This is a genomic window from Acinetobacter sp. ACZLY 512 (assembly GCF_023614015.1).
GTDB lineage: Bacteria > Pseudomonadota > Gammaproteobacteria > Pseudomonadales > Moraxellaceae > Acinetobacter > Acinetobacter soli.
On the sequence record NZ_JAKIVI010000009.1, the window covers coordinates 55,174 to 71,569 of the forward strand.

General features: G+C 40.5%; 14 protein-coding genes, 2 tRNA genes and 1 pseudogene. 2 read left to right on the plus strand and 15 right to left on the minus strand.

Going from position 1 to position 16,396, the window contains the following annotated elements; translation table 11 throughout:
* Window positions 1–11: 11 nt before the first annotated feature.
* The 3 genes from L2096_RS10980 to L2096_RS10990 form a co-directional block, all read right to left on the minus strand.
* Window positions 12–845: a ParA family protein gene (locus tag L2096_RS10980; protein ID WP_104125352.1), complete on the minus strand. Its 834-nt coding sequence runs from the start codon at window positions 843–845 to the stop codon at window positions 12–14.
* An 82-nt stretch (window positions 846–927) separates the two neighbouring features.
* Window positions 928–1,320, minus strand: a complete 393-nt coding sequence (locus L2096_RS10985; RefSeq protein WP_250365404.1) for a SirB2 family protein — start codon at window positions 1,318–1,320, stop codon at window positions 928–930.
* An 11-nt stretch (window positions 1,321–1,331) separates the two neighbouring features.
* Window positions 1,332–1,640, minus strand: a complete 309-nt coding sequence (locus tag L2096_RS10990) for a BolA family protein (protein WP_025095898.1) — start codon at window positions 1,638–1,640, stop codon at window positions 1,332–1,334.
* A gap of 224 nt (window positions 1,641–1,864) precedes the next feature.
* On the opposite strand from L2096_RS10990, the gene L2096_RS10995 reads away from it, so the two are divergent.
* Both L2096_RS10995 and L2096_RS11000 read left to right on the plus strand, forming a co-directional pair.
* A tRNA-Gly gene (locus L2096_RS10995) sits at window positions 1,865–1,940 on the plus strand.
* Between the two features lie 41 nt (window positions 1,941–1,981).
* Window positions 1,982–2,057: transfer RNA gene (locus L2096_RS11000), tRNA-Gly, on the plus strand.
* 193 nt (window positions 2,058–2,250) lie between these two features.
* Here the strand turns inward: L2096_RS11000 and L2096_RS11005 are convergent.
* The 12 genes and pseudogenes from L2096_RS11005 to alr all read right to left on the minus strand — a co-directional run bounded on the left by L2096_RS11005 (window position 2,251) and on the right by alr (window position 16,378).
* Window positions 2,251–2,871: a hypothetical protein gene (locus tag L2096_RS11005; protein ID WP_104125353.1), complete on the minus strand. Its 621-nt coding sequence runs from the start codon at window positions 2,869–2,871 to the stop codon at window positions 2,251–2,253.
* A gap of 85 nt (window positions 2,872–2,956) precedes the next feature.
* A complete protein-coding gene (locus L2096_RS11010; protein ID WP_151815580.1) occupies window positions 2,957–4,132 on the minus strand; it encodes a CsgG/HfaB family protein in 1,176 nt (391 codons plus the stop codon).
* Window positions 4,126–4,548: a hypothetical protein gene (locus tag L2096_RS11015; RefSeq protein WP_004941648.1), complete on the minus strand. Its 423-nt coding sequence runs from the start codon at window positions 4,546–4,548 to the stop codon at window positions 4,126–4,128. The genes L2096_RS11010 and L2096_RS11015 overlap by 7 nt, the downstream gene beginning before the upstream one ends.
* A 1,202-nt stretch (window positions 4,549–5,750) precedes the next feature.
* Window positions 5,751–6,776: a helix-turn-helix domain-containing protein gene (locus L2096_RS11020; protein WP_250365405.1), complete on the minus strand. Its 1,026-nt coding sequence runs from the start codon at window positions 6,774–6,776 to the stop codon at window positions 5,751–5,753.
* Between the two features lie 65 nt (window positions 6,777–6,841).
* Window positions 6,842–7,546 carry a fimbrial biogenesis chaperone gene (locus L2096_RS11025; RefSeq protein ID WP_171494927.1) on the minus strand — a complete coding sequence of 235 codons (705 nt, stop codon included), beginning with the start codon at window positions 7,544–7,546 and terminating at the stop codon, window positions 6,842–6,844.
* Between the two features lie 32 nt (window positions 7,547–7,578).
* Complete coding sequence (locus tag L2096_RS11030) at window positions 7,579–8,895, minus strand: fimbrial protein (RefSeq protein ID WP_250365406.1); 1,317 nt, start codon at window positions 8,893–8,895, stop codon at window positions 7,579–7,581.
* Between the two features lie 108 nt (window positions 8,896–9,003).
* Window positions 9,004–11,613: a fimbria/pilus outer membrane usher protein gene (locus tag L2096_RS11035; RefSeq protein ID WP_250365407.1), complete on the minus strand. Its 2,610-nt coding sequence runs from the start codon at window positions 11,611–11,613 to the stop codon at window positions 9,004–9,006.
* Between the two features lie 9 nt (window positions 11,614–11,622).
* The gene (locus L2096_RS11040; RefSeq protein WP_250365408.1) at window positions 11,623–12,372 is read right to left on the minus strand and encodes a fimbrial biogenesis chaperone; all 750 of its coding nucleotides are present in this window, start codon (window positions 12,370–12,372) and stop codon (window positions 11,623–11,625) included.
* 79 nt (window positions 12,373–12,451) lie between these two features.
* Window positions 12,452–12,974 (minus strand): annotated as a pseudogene (locus L2096_RS16105) (fimbrial protein).
* Window positions 12,975–13,295: 321 nt separating this feature from the next.
* Window positions 13,296–14,720 (minus strand): amino acid permease, encoded by a 1,425-nt coding sequence (locus L2096_RS11055; protein ID WP_119689732.1) that lies wholly within the window; start codon window positions 14,718–14,720, stop codon window positions 13,296–13,298.
* A 190-nt stretch (window positions 14,721–14,910) separates the two neighbouring features.
* Window positions 14,911–15,270, minus strand: coding sequence for a RidA family protein (locus tag L2096_RS11060; protein WP_250365411.1), 360 nt, complete (start codon window positions 15,268–15,270; stop codon window positions 14,911–14,913).
* Window positions 15,271–15,280: 10 nt separating this feature from the next.
* Window positions 15,281–16,378, minus strand: coding sequence for an alanine racemase (alr, locus tag L2096_RS11065; RefSeq protein WP_250365412.1), 1,098 nt, complete (start codon window positions 16,376–16,378; stop codon window positions 15,281–15,283).
* Window positions 16,379–16,396: the final 18 nt, after the last annotated feature.

Sequence of the window (16,396 nt, forward strand, 5' to 3'; positions counted from 1 at the left end):
TATGATTCCCTTTAAAGCGATTCGATTTCCCTGAACAACGCTTGATAGGCCAAGGTCAGTTTATGTTCAGGTGCCAAATGAACCAACGGCAAGTTCTTTAGATGTGATTCCTTCATCAATACTGAAGGCGGCAACATATGATTGAGTACAGGTAAGCCTTCATCTTTCAATTGTTGCACCACTTCGCGTGGAAGTTTGGCTTGTGCCTGAAACTGATTGACCACAATTCCTTCAATTTCGAGACGATCATTATGATCATCTTGGGTTTCGATCACATTTTCAATCAATGTTTGTAACGCACGTTTGGAAAATACATCACAATCAAAAGGGATCAGGACACGATCGGCCGCGATTAATGCCGATAAAGTAAAGAAATTGAATGCGGGCGGCGTATCAATATAAATCCGGTCATATTGACCAGCAAGTGAGATAATCGCGTCACGCAATTTATAAATTTTATGCTTGGACTCAAGCGCATGTTCAAGACTACCCAGTTTTGGGCTAGCCGGAAGCACATCTAATTGAGGAAACGCGGTTGGATGAATAAAACTGTCGAGCCCTTTGGCACGTGATTTCAAAAGTGAGCCGATGGCATTGCCAATCAAGCCCTTGGGCTGATTTCCACCGAGTACATCGTCGTAGAAATTTTCAATATTGGGCTCAAGTACGGGTTTGTCTGCCGCATAGGTGGCCGCTTCACCCAGCAAATACTGGGTGGAGTTGGCCTGTGGGTCAAGATCGATTACTAAGGTTTTAAAATGCTTGGCACTGATTGCGGCCAGATTTACCGTAATACTGGATTTTCCAACCCCACCTTTTTGATTGAATACCACTCTTGTCAGCATACTTCCCCCGCTTCGTGTTTATTTTTCTTTCGTACACAGTTTAACCCAGCATACGAAATAAAAGGAAAAGTATGTCAAACAATTAGTTAAAAACTGGTTTGATGATCACCAGACTCATGATTGCCACAAATGCAATCGCCCCCAAGAATAATCCGGCACGGCGTTGGACCAGCAAAATTTGATTATCCTTTTTAAAGGCTTTCATGAGCGATGACAACAGTACCAAAAACAGAACCATCTTGGCATAAAACCAAGGCTGAACCTGAAAATGCTTCATAAACAGCAATACAATACCCGTTATCAGCACAATGCTATAACTTAAATGTTGCAAGGCTGTGAGCGGCACACGGGCAATTGGATTGGGCTGCTGATTTTGCATACCGATAAATAAGGTGAAAGCACGAGCAACAAAGACGACCAGTGCGACGGTCACCGCAGTCATATGAATTATTTTAGTGATGAGATGCGCATCCATATTTTATCACCTCAACGTTTCGGTGCATGTGCACAATCTGGGCTATCAGGTGCCTGCCCTTGCCACTCTTGAGGAACATAAGCATGAATGGCCAAAGCGTGAATACGTGCCGGGCTCATTAAATCGGCAGCTAGCGCATAAACTTTCTGGTGACGCTGTACCAAACGTAATCCTTCAAATATCGGACTGACCACCACAACTTTAAAATGGCTTTCTTTTCCCGGAAAATATCCTCCATGACCGGCCGACTCATTGATGACCTCAAGATGAATAGGATTCAGTGACATCAATCGCTCTGTTAATTGCTGTTCAAGGCTCATGCGTTTTCCTTTTATAGATTCAACTTCTAGGCAGTATATCGTGTTCTCTCTGTTTTCATTGATCATTTATTGAATACCCGCCCAAGAAATCACATTCATTTTCGATCACCTCTTAGCCGATACGGGACGTTTTAAGCTTATACTGCCTTTATTTTATTCAATCAGTCGATTTATTTGCATAAAGGTGTTGACCCTTGTTTTTCTTAATGTATTATAGGCGGCACGCGGGAATAGCTCAGTTGGTAGAGCACAACCTTGCCAAGGTTGGGGTCGCGAGTTCGAGTCTCGTTTCCCGCTCCAGATATTTTTTGTGAAAGTTTTTGATTAAAACTGCTCATTTTGCGGGAATAGCTCAGTTGGTAGAGCACAACCTTGCCAAGGTTGGGGTCGCGAGTTCGAGTCTCGTTTCCCGCTCCAGATTCTAAAAAGCCCTCATCGAAAGATGAGGGCTTTTTTTATGCCGTTTATAACGATATGTAGTACTATGATTGTAAAGCAGACTCAAATCTAGAAAACGTTTAAAATTAATTACTCGATGGTTGTTTTAAAATAAAGAAGGGCCTAACAATATGACTAAAGTTAGGACCCTGAAGAATCAAATGTGAGGGTATTACTTCACAACAACAGAAATACCACCTGTGTTCACTGCACCCACTGCTGAAGTACTAATACCATTGATCCGGTTCACTAAGCCCGCGGTATTGACCGATGCATCAATTGAACCTGAGTTGTAGGCAATATTTGCAGCGCTATAATTGCTGAGTGTTTCATCGAGTGAGTTTTCAAAGTTAGAGCCATAAGCAGAGTTAAACGCACTGCCGTAAGAACTGCTATTTGAATACCAGCCCCAACCTGAAGATCTTGTAGCGCCTCTAGCTGCAGCCATTGATGCTGATTCTGCACCTGAACTAGCAGCACTCAAACTTCCTTGTTCCAAATAAATATCGCCAGTGTTGGCTGCACCTAAAGCAGATGTTTCAACTGCAATGGTACTTCCCACATTTTTGAGTGAGTTGAAGGCTCCCAAAGTATTGACAGATGCATCTACATCACCTGTATTCACAGCAACATTAAATGCGGTACTGGTCGTACGATCTGCATATCGTGCTAATGCGTTAATAATACTTGTTGCACCTGAATTAACGCTGATCTGCATAGGGGATGCATTCGCCATAGCTGCGGTTGAAAGGAAGGCTGCGGCTAAGGCAATTTTTGTGATAGTCGTTTTCATAGTTGTATTCCTTTTTTGTTTTGAAGTACTCCTCGCTGAGTACTTCTTTTTTATAATGGTAGCGAGCCCATTTACTGCAAATTCTTTAGTCGCGCTGACTGCTCGACCAGTAGTTGTCTTCAAAACCCGGTACCGCATCGGTCAGGAGTTTTTCTTGTTCAGCATCACTGTTTTCTGGAACCACTTTCGCTGGTGGCGTAACCGCTGGTTTCATGCTGATGTACTTGATCAGATCTTTCTTATTCAGTTCAGAATCGCCATCTGGATTACTAATCAAGTTCGATTCTTTTTCCTTCATGGGCTGTATATCTTTATTGGGTACATTGGCCGGTTTATTTTTTTCAGTCGACGGATTTGTTTTGGTCAGTGACGATTCTGTCACGCCACTGGTCACTGGTGTTTTTTGCTGCTGTGTCTCTTTATATTTGTAGAGTGCCACCGAACTCTGAGTGAGGCTTAAACGCCCAAATTCGGGTGGAATGGTGTTACGACAGCCTTCAAATGTGGATGGCGGCACGACCTGACTGAGCAGCTCAAATGTGGCCAGATTGAGCATTTGACGCAGTGCAAAATTGGTTGCTTCACGTTCACCTTTACCAATTTGAATGTTTAAAAGTGTTCGTCCTGCAAAACGACCCGCGCTAATCCCGTAATCTTGCGCGACGATTTGTTTTTGCAAAGATACATTCCCCACCACTTTACTGGTGCGTGCATCGGTTAAGGACAAATCAAGACCAACGATAATCCGGGTCTGACTGTAATTTGGCCCTACTCCACCAATTTGCATATCAAAACCACCACCTGGGATAAAATCCAAACTATTAATACTGCCTGTCACGTAGTAATTAGAAGCTTGAATCATACGCGGATCACGAATGCCCCATTTGGCTTCACTTTCAATAATGCGTGGGTCACGTCGGTTGAGTAAACTCACACCCGCGCGGAACAAGGCCGACTGCACCATATCTCCTGCACCTTGAGTGACCAATTTACCTGTGCCACCGTCAGTCACGACGTCCTTACCTGTCTGATCTAAAATGGCACCTACAGAAAAGTTGACGTCATTGCGTATTTGACCTTTTAAGCACGACAATGCCATGTCAAAAGGAGTAAAAATGTCTGTAATTGCTGGCCCTTGAACGAGACTTACAGGTTCTTTATTTGAAACCGCTAAGCCAGTACAACCGCTCAGGAAAGCGCTGAAAAATATCGTGGTACCCACCGAAGATATTTTGATTTTATTGGAAGTAAGATTCAGCATAGTGGTACGTCCGAGTGAGTGCTTAAATTAGGGCAATTCTGATTTTGTTGTTGTGTACTCGAATTGATTGACCCTTCATTAAAGGCAGAGGTTGAAAGTTTTATACCACTGTTATTTGAACCATTAATTGTGAGTGAGTTCGTCGAGGTATCGAGTGCTCCAATCGACGTTGAACTGGTATTGTTTTGCGTTTCAATATTATTGGTGGTATTTACATTGTTGGTGGTATTTAACGTTGTTTTTCCCAAGCCAGAATAATAATCAGAATCCATAAGCTCAATTAAATTGGCTTGATAAAGGTTTTCACTAGATCGTGTGCTTGATGCTTTCCAGCGGTAGCTCCAGTCATCGGTAGCATGTGTATTTCCTAGAAAACACAAACATATTAAAGCGACATTGATTGCTGATAGTTTCATAATCTTTACCGTCCTTTTTTATCTAGATCTTTTTCTAATTAGCTTCCTTCCACAGTTAATAATTCTAGAAAATAATTTTTTCAAATACAAAGCAAATAAAATAAAGCAACCTAAAAACACAATTTACCTTCAATCTATTTAAAGCATATATTATTGTTTTAAATAATATTAATATATTTTAAAAACAGTGTAACAAATTATTTTTAAAATAGATTCTCGTAAAATTAAAATATAATTATCAATAAAATAATTTGTAAAAAAATCATTAATCAAATTTAAAATTGATTAATTTTTTATTAAAAAAATATAATTTTAGAATTAAGTTTATGTTTTATATCAAATTTTTAAAAAAATGAAACTTAATAAATAACATTATTAATATATTTATTATTATCTAATTGTTACTTTTTGATAATGAATCTTATTTCTAATATTGTATGAATCAAATAATTATTAAGAAATCATTAGAAATTTATTTAATATAAAAATTAAATAACTAAAAATAAAATTTTTATATGAAGAATACTTTAATTATACTTTAAAATAAAATCAAAATTTTAATCACTAATAATTTAACCTATAAATATCAAAAAAGATATGTTATACCATAACAATTTAAATACTGACTTTTACTTGAATTGCCCTTTAGTTAATATTTTATTTAAAATACAATCAACTAGGAAATAAAGTTTATCAAAAGATAAAAATATTTTTATAGAATTGAACGCATCATTAACATCTTTAAAAAAATTATTATTTTGAATCTTAAAAATATTCTATATTTATTGTCTATATTTAAATGAAAGATACATTGATTTAAGTTTGAATCGTTTTAATTTATTAACGTAACGCTCATCAATTTCTTTTTGAAATTGGAGCAATCTCGATCTGGTTAGCTGTAATCTTCCATAAATGCTATTGATTATGATTACATTTTTAAACTTCATAAAATCAAATTTACCTGATTAGACATTGATCTGATAAAAGCTTAATTCAAGTTAAAGAGTTGAGTGCGTAGTTATTCAAATTAAATCGATCTCCATACAACTATAAGATTTAATTAATTTCTTTAACAATTTTGGATTCATATGAACAGAACTTAATCAAACCATCCAAACTGATAAAACATGTCAGCTTAACTTGTATTCTTATACCTTATATCTTTTCGATGCGATCATCAGTATAAAATTAAAATTAATCGATTAGCTTTGTATATCTTCTTGTTTAAGATTTTTTCTAAATTGTAAGGGTGTAATATTCATCCAAGATTTGAAAGCACGTTGAAAAGCACTTTGTTCAGAATATCCAAGCAGATCTGCGACTTGATTAATCGTAAGTTTCTCATTTTCAAGATATGTAATCGCTAATTTTTTTCTGACTTTATTTACACATACGTTAAAGTTTAACTTTCTTTGAAAAAGTTTATTTTTAAGTGTATGCGTTGAAATATTTAAATAATTTGCCACATTATTTAAGGTGATTTCTTTGATACAATGCATAATACATATTTCAAGTCTTTGCTCAAAATCGTGATTTGAAGGCAAATCTAAAATATGTCGATTTGCTTCCTGTTTAAGTATCTTATATAAAATCGGATCCTTTGTGGGTAAGCGTATACTTTCTAAATGGGAAGCTGACATCACAACAGAAATAATTGGGCTGTTGAAATGAACAGGACATCCTAATATTTTTTCATAAAAATCAGAATTTTCCGGCTTATCGTAATAAAATGAAATCTTTTCTAATTTTAATTCTTGTGGATCAATAATTTGTCTAGCAATCTCAATATAAGTAAAAACAATGACCTCATCGACTAAGAGACCAGCTTTTTCATGAAAATCAGACCATACAAACTCAATCAGGTCATTTTTAACTTTTAAACTACCCGAATTGTAATCTACAATTAAACGCTCATAGTAAATAAAATCCATAGCAGCTTGATATAAATTTTCCCGTGCAAGAATGAGATAACCTGTTAGCCCAGCACAGGAAATATTTGCATGCTTTGTAATTTTAATACTTAAATCAGGAACAGGATATTGTTCATAAAGTTCATAAATAATTTTTTGCCATGTCGAAAAGGGTACACGATCATAAATATTATTGAGTGATAAATAACGAGAATCATGAAAATAAGATCTACAGCTTTCTGGAACTTTTAAATGGTAAGATTTACAAAAATCCACAATCATGAGTAATAAAAGTACATTCACCGAAGTTTTTATCATTAAATTTCATTCTATTTGGGATTAAGTTCAATTAAAAAATGAGTAAGTTATACTTACATTAAGATTTATTTAAACTTATAGTAAAGATATTTAAATGAATATGCAAAGCCATCGTCTCCAATAAGGCTAAAATCGATCTGCTTCATTTGGTCAGGGATATGATCGATTGGGTAAACCTGTCGAGATTTTGGCGCAAGCATCTGTTCAAGGTTTGCCTGAACTGGTATTGAATGTTGGTCTGATCTTAATATCATTTCGGAAAAAGAAATAAAGTATGCACTCGGATTTTCACTGATCAAATACTGTTGACCATCTATTGTCTTAAAAGAAAATTTCAGCTGCGCTGCAACAGCTTGAAGATCCATTTTTGGAACTTTTTTAGGTCGATAAAAAAGTTTTAACTGCGTTTGCATGGTGAGATCAAGTTGGTTGTCGGTATTCGAACCGGTGAACACTGACGATTTTCCCGGTACCTCATATAAATTGAGCCAAAATTGTGATTCCTGATCTGTATCTTGTTTTTCACCTGTGTAGATAATCTTTAAAACCTGTACAGCTCCACTCTGCATTTTAAAGACAGGAGGATTGATCAAAAAAGGTGCCTGTTTTGTATTTGGATCTCCAGCACCATCATCCACCCATGCTTGTACCAATACTGGATAATGATTTTTATTGACCACAATAAATGATCGAGATGATTCAGAACTATTGTAAATCACACGTGTATTTTCAGGAAGCAATCCGGCTAGTGCGGCCTTACAGGTATACATACAGCAACTTATTAATATAAAACAGAAGATTTTCATTGTATCTTGACCAGTACTGTAGCAGTGGCATATACCCTTCCTGCTGTAGCGGCACCTTTGGGTAGTTTCTTCAAAACTGCACGATAAGGAATTCGGTATAACGTATGGTTGGCTACAGGCGAACCGATCACTTGAGCATTTTGCGTCAGTGAGTACCAGCCAGCCGAATTTCCGCTTGGATAATTAATTGCACTGTAACAGTATCCACTACATCCTGTTCCAAAGGTGGCTGGAAATGTACCCGTTAAGCCTGGCTGGCCCACAAAATTCATTGTGGTGTTATTGGCTGGGTTGGTCAGATAAATTCCGACATTTTGAGCTAAGCTCGGATCTTGTCCGTATTGGTTTGAGATTAAGGCACTCACTCCTGTAGAGGAATTGACCAAACCTAAGGTTTGCGCGGCATCGTAACTTGAAGAGGAGACCTGTATACCGATGGCATTTTGACCCGTTGAGGTTTCTCGTTGAGCATTATTATGACATTGTACCTGTACCTCAAAATCTGCTGAAACCTCTCCTCCATCGTTCAAAGCCTGCGTATTGGTTTTCGGAAAATTCACCACAGGTGTGGTAAAAGTAGTTAAGCATGAATTCGATGGCGGGCTCATACTTACTGCATTATATAATGTGTAACCAATACCATTATCCGCTCCCCAGAAAGCGAAGTTCGTTGTATGACTTTCTCCAATTTCATCGTGACCAAACGTGACAGGTTGTGGACCAATACCATTGGTTTTATTACTCAACTGAATATACGCTGCTGGGCCCAAGTAACTATATATTCCACTAGATAGCCAAGGCTTAACCACGCCTGTGTTGGTTTCAGGATTGGTTTGTATGCGTATTAGCTCTGCTTGTAAGTTTGGAATATGTTTGAGTCGAATACAAATTTTACCCACCGCACAGCCATTTGCACCTGAGCCAGTTTCGTAATTCACGGGAATATCCTGATAATATTGAGTAACGACCTTTCCCGCCATCGTTAATCTAAGACCAAGAAGCTGTGCCGCGGTATAAAATACACCAGATTGCCCACCTGCATCCGTTGCCGCAACTTCGGTACGACCACCGTAAAAATCATCTCCATTGGTTGAGACAAGAAAGGTGATGTAGTTCTGGTCGCCCTCATCGCATGTCCATAGAATAGACTCTGAATTGGCATTTCTTGCACGAAACTCTGTTGGTGCAACCACCGTACTGGCAATCACGCTACCTAATGGCTGTATCGCCTGATTCATTAGTTGCACATTACCAAATCGAATTTTTGCCGCACTCCAGTCATCTGTTTCCAGGTATTGAGGTGATCTATTCATTGTGCATTGTGCCCAGCCTTGACTAGACACTAGCAGTATCAATAGCGACACAAAACTTAAAACTATACGTTTAAAATGTGATTGAAGACCTGTATGAAGAAGGAACATTTATTTATTCTCCATATTGCACACAGCGCTCAATTTAATTAGTGGTTGGCTTAAATCGACATCGGAGATCGTATAGGGTAACGAACAACTTGAAGTTCCCTGCTGATCACTCCAACGCAAACGTAATATTCCTTTAGGCTGTGCAACACGCAGATACATTTGTCCGCCTTGACCGACCATACCAATAACCTCTTCTTCAGCATTGAATACATCTGTTCCCATTGGAATGATCTGTTGATTGTTCAAATGGCTTTGGATTAATACGTTGTATCCTGTCCGAGTCAGAAATTTGATTTTCACACTCGCGCCTGCATACGGTGCAACGCGCTGCTCTCCACCGATGAGCTCAATATTATTTGCAATACCTTGTGGATCTAAAATGATACTGTTATATCGATAGGGACTTAAACTTGGGATTAGTGCATAACCAAAGCGATCAATTTTACTATAAGGTGAGCTAATGACTTTGGCTCCTTGGGCCCCTTTCGCCTCAACCAAACCAAAGGTATCTGTTAAGTAAGGCCCTAAGGTCACTCCACCTGAATGTAATGCGACAGCGCCATTTGCACTGATTGAATTTTGCCAGTACTGATGACTATAGGCACTATTGACACCCACCTGAAGTGATGCAAAGCGTTTATAAAGGCCTGCAGAATAAGTGGTATCACTATGATCGGAAGCTCCGTTTACACCGATGGTATAGTTGAGGCTGTAATCGGGATCAAGCGCGCCATTCATAGCAAGCTGATAATTTTCATTGTTTTTGCTTTGATTATAATAGGCACTCAATGTTGGGCGTAACGGATTTCGGGCTTTACCTAAAGGAATATGAATACTAATGCCACCAAAATTATCTGAATATTCTTCTTTGACACGATCACCACGTACGGCATAGGTTTTTTGACGTGTATAGTTAAGATTGAAGCTCATAATACCGATACTTTTACTGAATCCAGCCTGAAACGATGTGTCACGTTTACGCTCATCACGATAGTTTTGAGTTGAACCTGCTAAATAAAAACTACCAAGTTGACCAAACTGCTGGCTTAAATTAATTTGAAAACGCGAGCGTTGTAGATATGTATTTGAAACCCAATCTCCCCCTTGCTTGGTCGCATATGCTAATCCGAGTATGTCTCCTAGCTCGCGATAACCTTCAGTTGAATATCGATATCCAGCTATTGCAATAGTCGTATTGGTCGGTTGAATGGTCTTACTGTAATTAATATTGGCCATCCAGCCATCTGTTGTATCTTTGCCTGAAGAGGTCGTGATATCAGCACGAGAATAGGTGATGTTAGTTCCGAGCGCGCCCAAAGTAGATCCCCATACGCCACCAAATAAAAGCGCTTGATAATCCTGACTTAAACGGAAACCTCCATTCACCGTGATGCTGTTATTTAAACCATATTCATAATTAAAATCTGAGAAGTAAGCCTGTTGTGCGTGATCCAGATCAGTTTTTCCCATTGAAAAGTTATAGTTATAAAGACCTGCACGTAAAGAGTTAGGAACGGCAGCATATGGAATGTCATGCACATGGACACTGCCATCGGCCTCTGTAACGACCGCCTTTAAATTTCCTTCAAAATTGGTCGGATACAAATCTTTAATTTCAAAAGGCCCCGGGGCAACATTTATCTGATAAATCTCGCGCCCGTTTTGTTGTATCGATACTTTTGCATTGGTCTGTGCGGTGCCACGAATCACGGGTGCATAACCTCGCATTGAATCTGGGCGCATCCGCTCATCTGTTTGCAGACTTAATCCCAAATAAGGTAATGTCGAGAAAAATTGTCCCGAGCCATATTGCTGGCCTAATGTCAGTACAGACGTCAATGAATTGATGGGTCGCTGTAGATAGCTTCGAATGTGATTCCATTGAGTATGATGGTCATTATCAATTGAAAAATTACTTTGCTGACGATACTGCCATTTTCCAATATTGGCACCCGCGTTTAAGCTTAAAAAACCTGACTCATAGTTTTGTTTGCTTTCAAATCTGTTTTCTGTGCGGTAGTAATTCGCAGAATAATTTAAAAATCCAATACTTTGTCCTGCATCAAGCTCTTCAGGATTGACATATCCTCTTGGAACACTTCTTAAATACTGCTGAGCAATATTTAAATCCAAGCGTAAATTGGCATAATCAAAATCGATTTGACTACCTGGTGCGATCTGAGCCAGTTTTAGACAATCTTCTTTGCTACTTGTATTTTGACCCCGAGTTCGGCTTTTCTGGAACTGAAGATCACCCACAATATTTGCCTGATCTAATAAGGCATCAGTCCAGCAGGCATCTACTTTGCCAGGCTGATCTGGGTCATCTATAAATCTGATTTCACGTCGACCAATCAAATGTTGATTGACATATAGATCGACTGTGTATGATCCAGCCTGTAATACACTAGACTGATTGAAACGATCGATTAACTCTTGATTTAGGCCTGTTCCCTTAAGTAACTTGGCATCGAAAGTATATAACTCTTGAGATGAGCTCAGCTCTGAAACAGGGGTATTGGCATATAACTGATTTGAATGAAAGAGCAATGAATGAATTGCAACCGATAAAACGGTATGCGCTGTTATAGCCGAGGTATGCTTCATCATCAACTGGCCTTATCGATCATGCTGAGCTGCGATTCGCTGATTGACAGGGGCTCCGTAGTCATTCACTAAGCGTAAGCTCACCTCAAGATCAGCACCGTTATCTATCGATCGATCCAACTTCCAACGAGCGGTCGTTTTAGGCGGAATCATCGCTATATCAAGTGCTTTTGCAGTCTGCGCGTTTTTTTTGACAGTGGCATGAGTTGGCGTGATGTAATAACCACTTGGATTATTCACTTCAAGCCATGTGGTATCTTGATCTTTCACCAATAAATAGGTCAGGGTGTTAAAAGAATCCTCTGGTTGCCCTACAATTGTTTTTGGACGATAAAAAACTTTTAAGCGACTTTTAACCAATAAGACCAGCATATTTTGATCAAGTTTGTTTTTTTCAAATGCAGGTATTTGCTTAAAATTTAAGTAAAAAATAGATTCTCTATCGGCAGGCAAATGTGTGTCGCCTGTGTAGACCATCCGTACCATTTGTCCGCGAGATGGATCAATACGGAAAACCTGAGGATTGACCATGAAAGGAGCATCTGCAGTTTCAGGCGTCGATTGAGGGTTGTTTTGATCTAACCAGATTTGAACAAGATAACTCTGATCTTTACTGTTACTAAATTGCAGCGTTTTTTCTTTTTGTTCAGCCGGGTAAATCACGCGAGTACCTGTCATCACCACATTGGCGTATACCAACGATGTATTGCACACGAAGCTTGCGATTAACATACTGAACCAAAGTTTAGAGGCTTTTTTCATGGTTTATCCTTTTCTTGTCTTTTTATCAAAAACGCCATGTCACCATAGTTATGGCACATGGCGGATCATTAAAAATCGATTAAGGATAGATCACTTCATAATCAGCAACTGCCGTGACCGAGCCGGCTGTCACCTTATCTTTTGCATAATATTGCGCGGTCATATTATAGGTAGTAGTACCTGATGATGTGGTTTGCTTCGCTGTAGTGGCAATTCCGTTATTAAAAACCAGTGGAGAACTGCCAGCACTTCCATTTAAAAGCTGAATTGAAATATTTGTTGCACTACCAGTTGCGCTTGAAACGCCTAAATTAGCACCATCAGGATTATGCGCGGTAAAAACGTACCGCAACGTCATCCGCAGTTTGGCTACACCCTTTAATATTGATACTAAAAGGCGTTGCACCTGCAGTTTTTCCAGCAGCAGTTAAACTTCCTGCACCAACAGTCGGTAGCGTAATCGTTGGCGAAGCAGAGCTTCCAACATCGACGGTACAGGTGTTTGAATCAACTGTGCCAGTAAAGGTAATTGTATCGGCAGCCACTGCTCCCTGCATAACACCAATTGTCATGAATGCGCCAATCAATAATTTCATTTTCATTTAAAGAGCCACCCTTTTTTAAAAAGTTAAATCGTTTTAAAAGTACATACCAAATTCACTTTCTAAACAAAAATGTGATGTGTTTGGTACGAGGGCTTAAGCTAACGAAAAAAAACAAAAAAATATTGACACTAAAAATTTAAAAATTGACATCAGTTATTTAAACAAATGAGATGCGAATACATCTTGATTCGCAGTAAGATCGACTTTCTTTTTGAAATATTTTCTGAGAAATCATGTTTTATTTTGCGTATTGAGCACGAGATTTAATACAATTTGAAGAGCATACGCCAGACGATGCTCTTCAATGGATCATTTCTTTTAATTTTGCATCAAACGTTTCACGCGAGGCTTATACATAAACTGATAAGTAAAGCCCAAAATAATCAACCAGAGCGGACTCACGTAAAGTGCTTTAAGGGTATCGGGCTCTAATGCCAGAATCACCAACGTAAACATCAAAAAGCCCAAAACCACATACGACATCAAAATACCGCCTGGCATCTTAAACGTCGATTGGGCATGCAACTCAGGGCGCAGCTTACGATAACGCAAGTAGCACACCATGATCATGCTCCATACGCTAATAAACAAGATCACGCAAAGTGAACTGGCCAGCGTAAAGGCCTCCATGGTATTGGGCACAAAATATTGCAACGCGGCACCTGCCATAATAAACAGGCAGGAAAACAGTAAGCCATTGGCCGGTACTGCACGGCGCGATAACTGTGCAAATGCCTTAGGGGCTTGACCATCACGTGATAAACCAAACAACATACGGCTGGTCGAAAACACACCGCTGTTCATCGAGGACATCACCGAAGACAACACCACCAGATTCATGATGATGGCAGAAGTCGGAATACCTGCGTACAAAAACAGCTCTACAAATGGGCTTTTATTGGCACTGATCTGATTCCAAGGCGTCACCGACATCACCACAAACAATGCCAATACGTAAAATAAAATAATGCGGATTGGGATGGCATTGATGGCTTTGGGAAGATTTTTTTCAGGATCTTTGGTTTCTGCGGCAGTCGTACCGACCAGCTCGACCCCAACAAAAGCAAAAACTGCAATTTGAAAGCCAGCCAAGAAACCTTCAACGCCTTTAGGAAACATTCCCCCTGCGGACCAGACATTACTGATCGATGCCACAGCGCCGGCAGGAGAATGAAAATGGCTAAACACCATGTAGCCACCGACGCCGATCAATCCGACAATCGCCAGAATCTTAATCAAGGCAAACCAGAATTCGATTTCACCGAACAGACGCACGGTTAACAGATTCAGCCCGAGCACCAAAAACACACATGCTGCGCTAATGAGTGCCTGCCCCATTGGCGTAAAGGTGGTGCCATCGGGTAACCAGAAACTTAAATAGTTGATAATGGCAGCCAGATCGGCGATTCCGACCAGTACCCAGCCTAACCAGTAGGTCCAGCCCAGATAATAACCAGCGCCCGGACCGAGCAGATCATGCGCCATATCGACAAAAGACTTATAATGCAGATTCGCCAGTAACAATTCGCCCATGGCACGCATTAAAAAAAAGAACATGACGCCAATGATCATGTAAATATATAAAATAGAAGGCCCTGCCAGCGAGATCGTTTTCCCTGATCCCATAAAGAGGCCTGTTCCAATGGCACCGCCAATCGCAATCAATTGTAAATGACGATTCGACAGTTTGCGCTGAAGCTCATGGGGTACATGCTCAGCGTCGCTATGACGTCCTGTAGTCATAAGGTCACATCCTTTTTGAATTTCCTCTTTTAAACCCAGCCATTTTTCCTTTTGTTTGGGATCGCCTCACAAAAATACTGAAAACAGCGGGATCTAACGCTCCTTGTGCCCGTCATTCACTTCAACATAAAGGGAAATACGGGTCTTAAATTGTCAACGCCAGCACACGAATGTACTGGCGGATATAAAATTAAGCTTGTGCCGCAATCACGGCAATTTCGATGAGCCAGTCTGGATTGACCAGATCGGCCTGAATGGTGGCCCGTGCGGGTGTGGCCAGTCCATCGAGCCATTCGGTCCAGATTGTATTCACCTGTTGAAAATCATCAAGATGCTTTAAAAACAGTTGCGCAGAAAGCAGACGGGATTTGTCGGTATGGGCTGCGGCCAACAAAGCATCGATAGTTGCCAGAATTTCTCGGGTTTGCCCTTCAATCCCTTGCTCGGTCTGCTTCGGAACCTGACCAGAGAGATACACTACGCCATTAAAAATGGTGACAGCACTCATTACCGCGGTGGTATTGATGCGCTGAATATCGTTGTTCGACATGCCTATATCCTTATGTTTGTATAATAAATGGAACGCGTGCCGTCACAGCACACATGAGTTCATAACCTACGGTGCCCGAAGCCACTGCCACTTCATCGATGGATAAAGTTGCACCAGTTTTAGACCTGCCCCACAGCACTACCTCACTTCCGACAGTAGCCTGTGGTACAGGCGTCAAATCGACTGCCAGCATGTCCATACTAACGCGACCAACGGTACGGGTACGCACGCCATCTACCAGAATAGGCGTACCTGTTGGCGATATACGTTGATAACCATCGGCATAACCACAAGCCACAATACCGATCTTGAGTGGGCGGTCTGCCATAAAGCTTGAGCCGTATCCCACAGTGTCATTGGGCTGTAAATCTTGAATGGCCAGCAACTCACTACGTAGGCTCATCGTGGGCTTGAGTGTCCAATGGTCGATTGAATGTGCCGGATAATCTGGTGCGCTGCCATAGAGCATGATGCCGCTACGGACAACATCGGAGTGCAGCGGATGGCGTAGAATCGCGGCACTGTTACTCACCGATCGTGGGCCCGCAAGCCCCTCAACCGTTTGTTCAAAAATACGTTGCTGATAGTTAATCCCAGATTCGCCAAAACGATTGCCATCTGCATCGGAAAAGTGCGTCATGTGCGTGATACTGGCCACCTGCGGTAATGCATGCAGGCGCTGCCACGCTTCGCGATACGCCGCAGGCTGAAAGCCCAAACGGTTCATGCCGCTGTTCATTTTTAAATAAACATGAAACTGCGCTGATGCAGGATGACGCTCGATCCATTCAATCTGGCTCAGGTGATGTACGGTAAAGCTGAGCTGATCTTGCGTGCAATCGTATAAATCTTGCGGTGAAAACACACCTTCCAGTAACAATATTGGCCCGGTCCAGCCCAACGCCCGAATGCGTTTGGCTTCGGCAAGATCAAGTAGTGCAAAACCATCGGCGGCGCTTAAGGCCGGATATACGCGTTCGATACCATGACCATAAGCATTGGCTTTAACCACGGCAAAGACCTGACTGTCTGGCGTGGCGTTTCGGGCAACCTCAAGATTGTGTGTTAAGGCATCCTGATGCACAACGGCATGAATGGGACGTGGCATAGTGAATCTTCCCTGAGG

What these genes read in the sequence shown, in the direction of transcription:
- L2096_RS11040 (WP_250365408.1), bottom strand. Translation starts at nt 12,372, where the DNA reads ATGAAAAAAGCCTCTAAACTTTGGTTCAGTATGTTAATCGCAAGCTTC.
- L2096_RS11005 (WP_104125353.1), bottom strand. Translation starts at nt 2,871, where the DNA reads ATGAAAACGACTATCACAAAAATTGCCTTAGCCGCAGCCTTCCTTTCA.
- L2096_RS10980 (WP_104125352.1), bottom strand. Translation starts at nt 845, where the DNA reads ATGCTGACAAGAGTGGTATTCAATCAAAAAGGTGGGGTTGGAAAATCC.
- L2096_RS11060 (WP_250365411.1), bottom strand. Translation starts at nt 15,270, where the DNA reads ATGTCGAACAACGATATTCAGCGCATCAATACCACCGCGGTAATGAGT.
- L2096_RS11020 (WP_250365405.1), bottom strand. Translation starts at nt 6,776, where the DNA reads ATGATAAAAACTTCGGTGAATGTACTTTTATTACTCATGATTGTGGAT.
- L2096_RS10990 (WP_025095898.1), bottom strand. Translation starts at nt 1,640, where the DNA reads ATGAGCCTTGAACAGCAATTAACAGAGCGATTGATGTCACTGAATCCT.
- L2096_RS10985 (WP_250365404.1), bottom strand. Translation starts at nt 1,320, where the DNA reads ATGGATGCGCATCTCATCACTAAAATAATTCATATGACTGCGGTGACC.
- L2096_RS11035 (WP_250365407.1), bottom strand. Translation starts at nt 11,613, where the DNA reads ATGATGAAGCATACCTCGGCTATAACAGCGCATACCGTTTTATCGGTT.
- alr (WP_250365412.1), bottom strand. Translation starts at nt 16,378, where the DNA reads ATGCCACGTCCCATTCATGCCGTTGTGCATCAGGATGCCTTAACACAC.
- L2096_RS11055 (WP_119689732.1), bottom strand. Translation starts at nt 14,720, where the DNA reads ATGACTACAGGACGTCATAGCGACGCTGAGCATGTACCCCATGAGCTT.
- L2096_RS11010 (WP_151815580.1), bottom strand. Translation starts at nt 4,132, where the DNA reads ATGCTGAATCTTACTTCCAATAAAATCAAAATATCTTCGGTGGGTACC.
- L2096_RS11025 (WP_171494927.1), bottom strand. Translation starts at nt 7,546, where the DNA reads ATGTATACCTGTAAGGCCGCACTAGCCGGATTGCTTCCTGAAAATACA.
- L2096_RS11015 (WP_004941648.1), bottom strand. Translation starts at nt 4,548, where the DNA reads ATGAAACTATCAGCAATCAATGTCGCTTTAATATGTTTGTGTTTTCTA.
- L2096_RS11030 (WP_250365406.1), bottom strand. Translation starts at nt 8,895, where the DNA reads ATGAATAGATCACCTCAATACCTGGAAACAGATGACTGGAGTGCGGCA.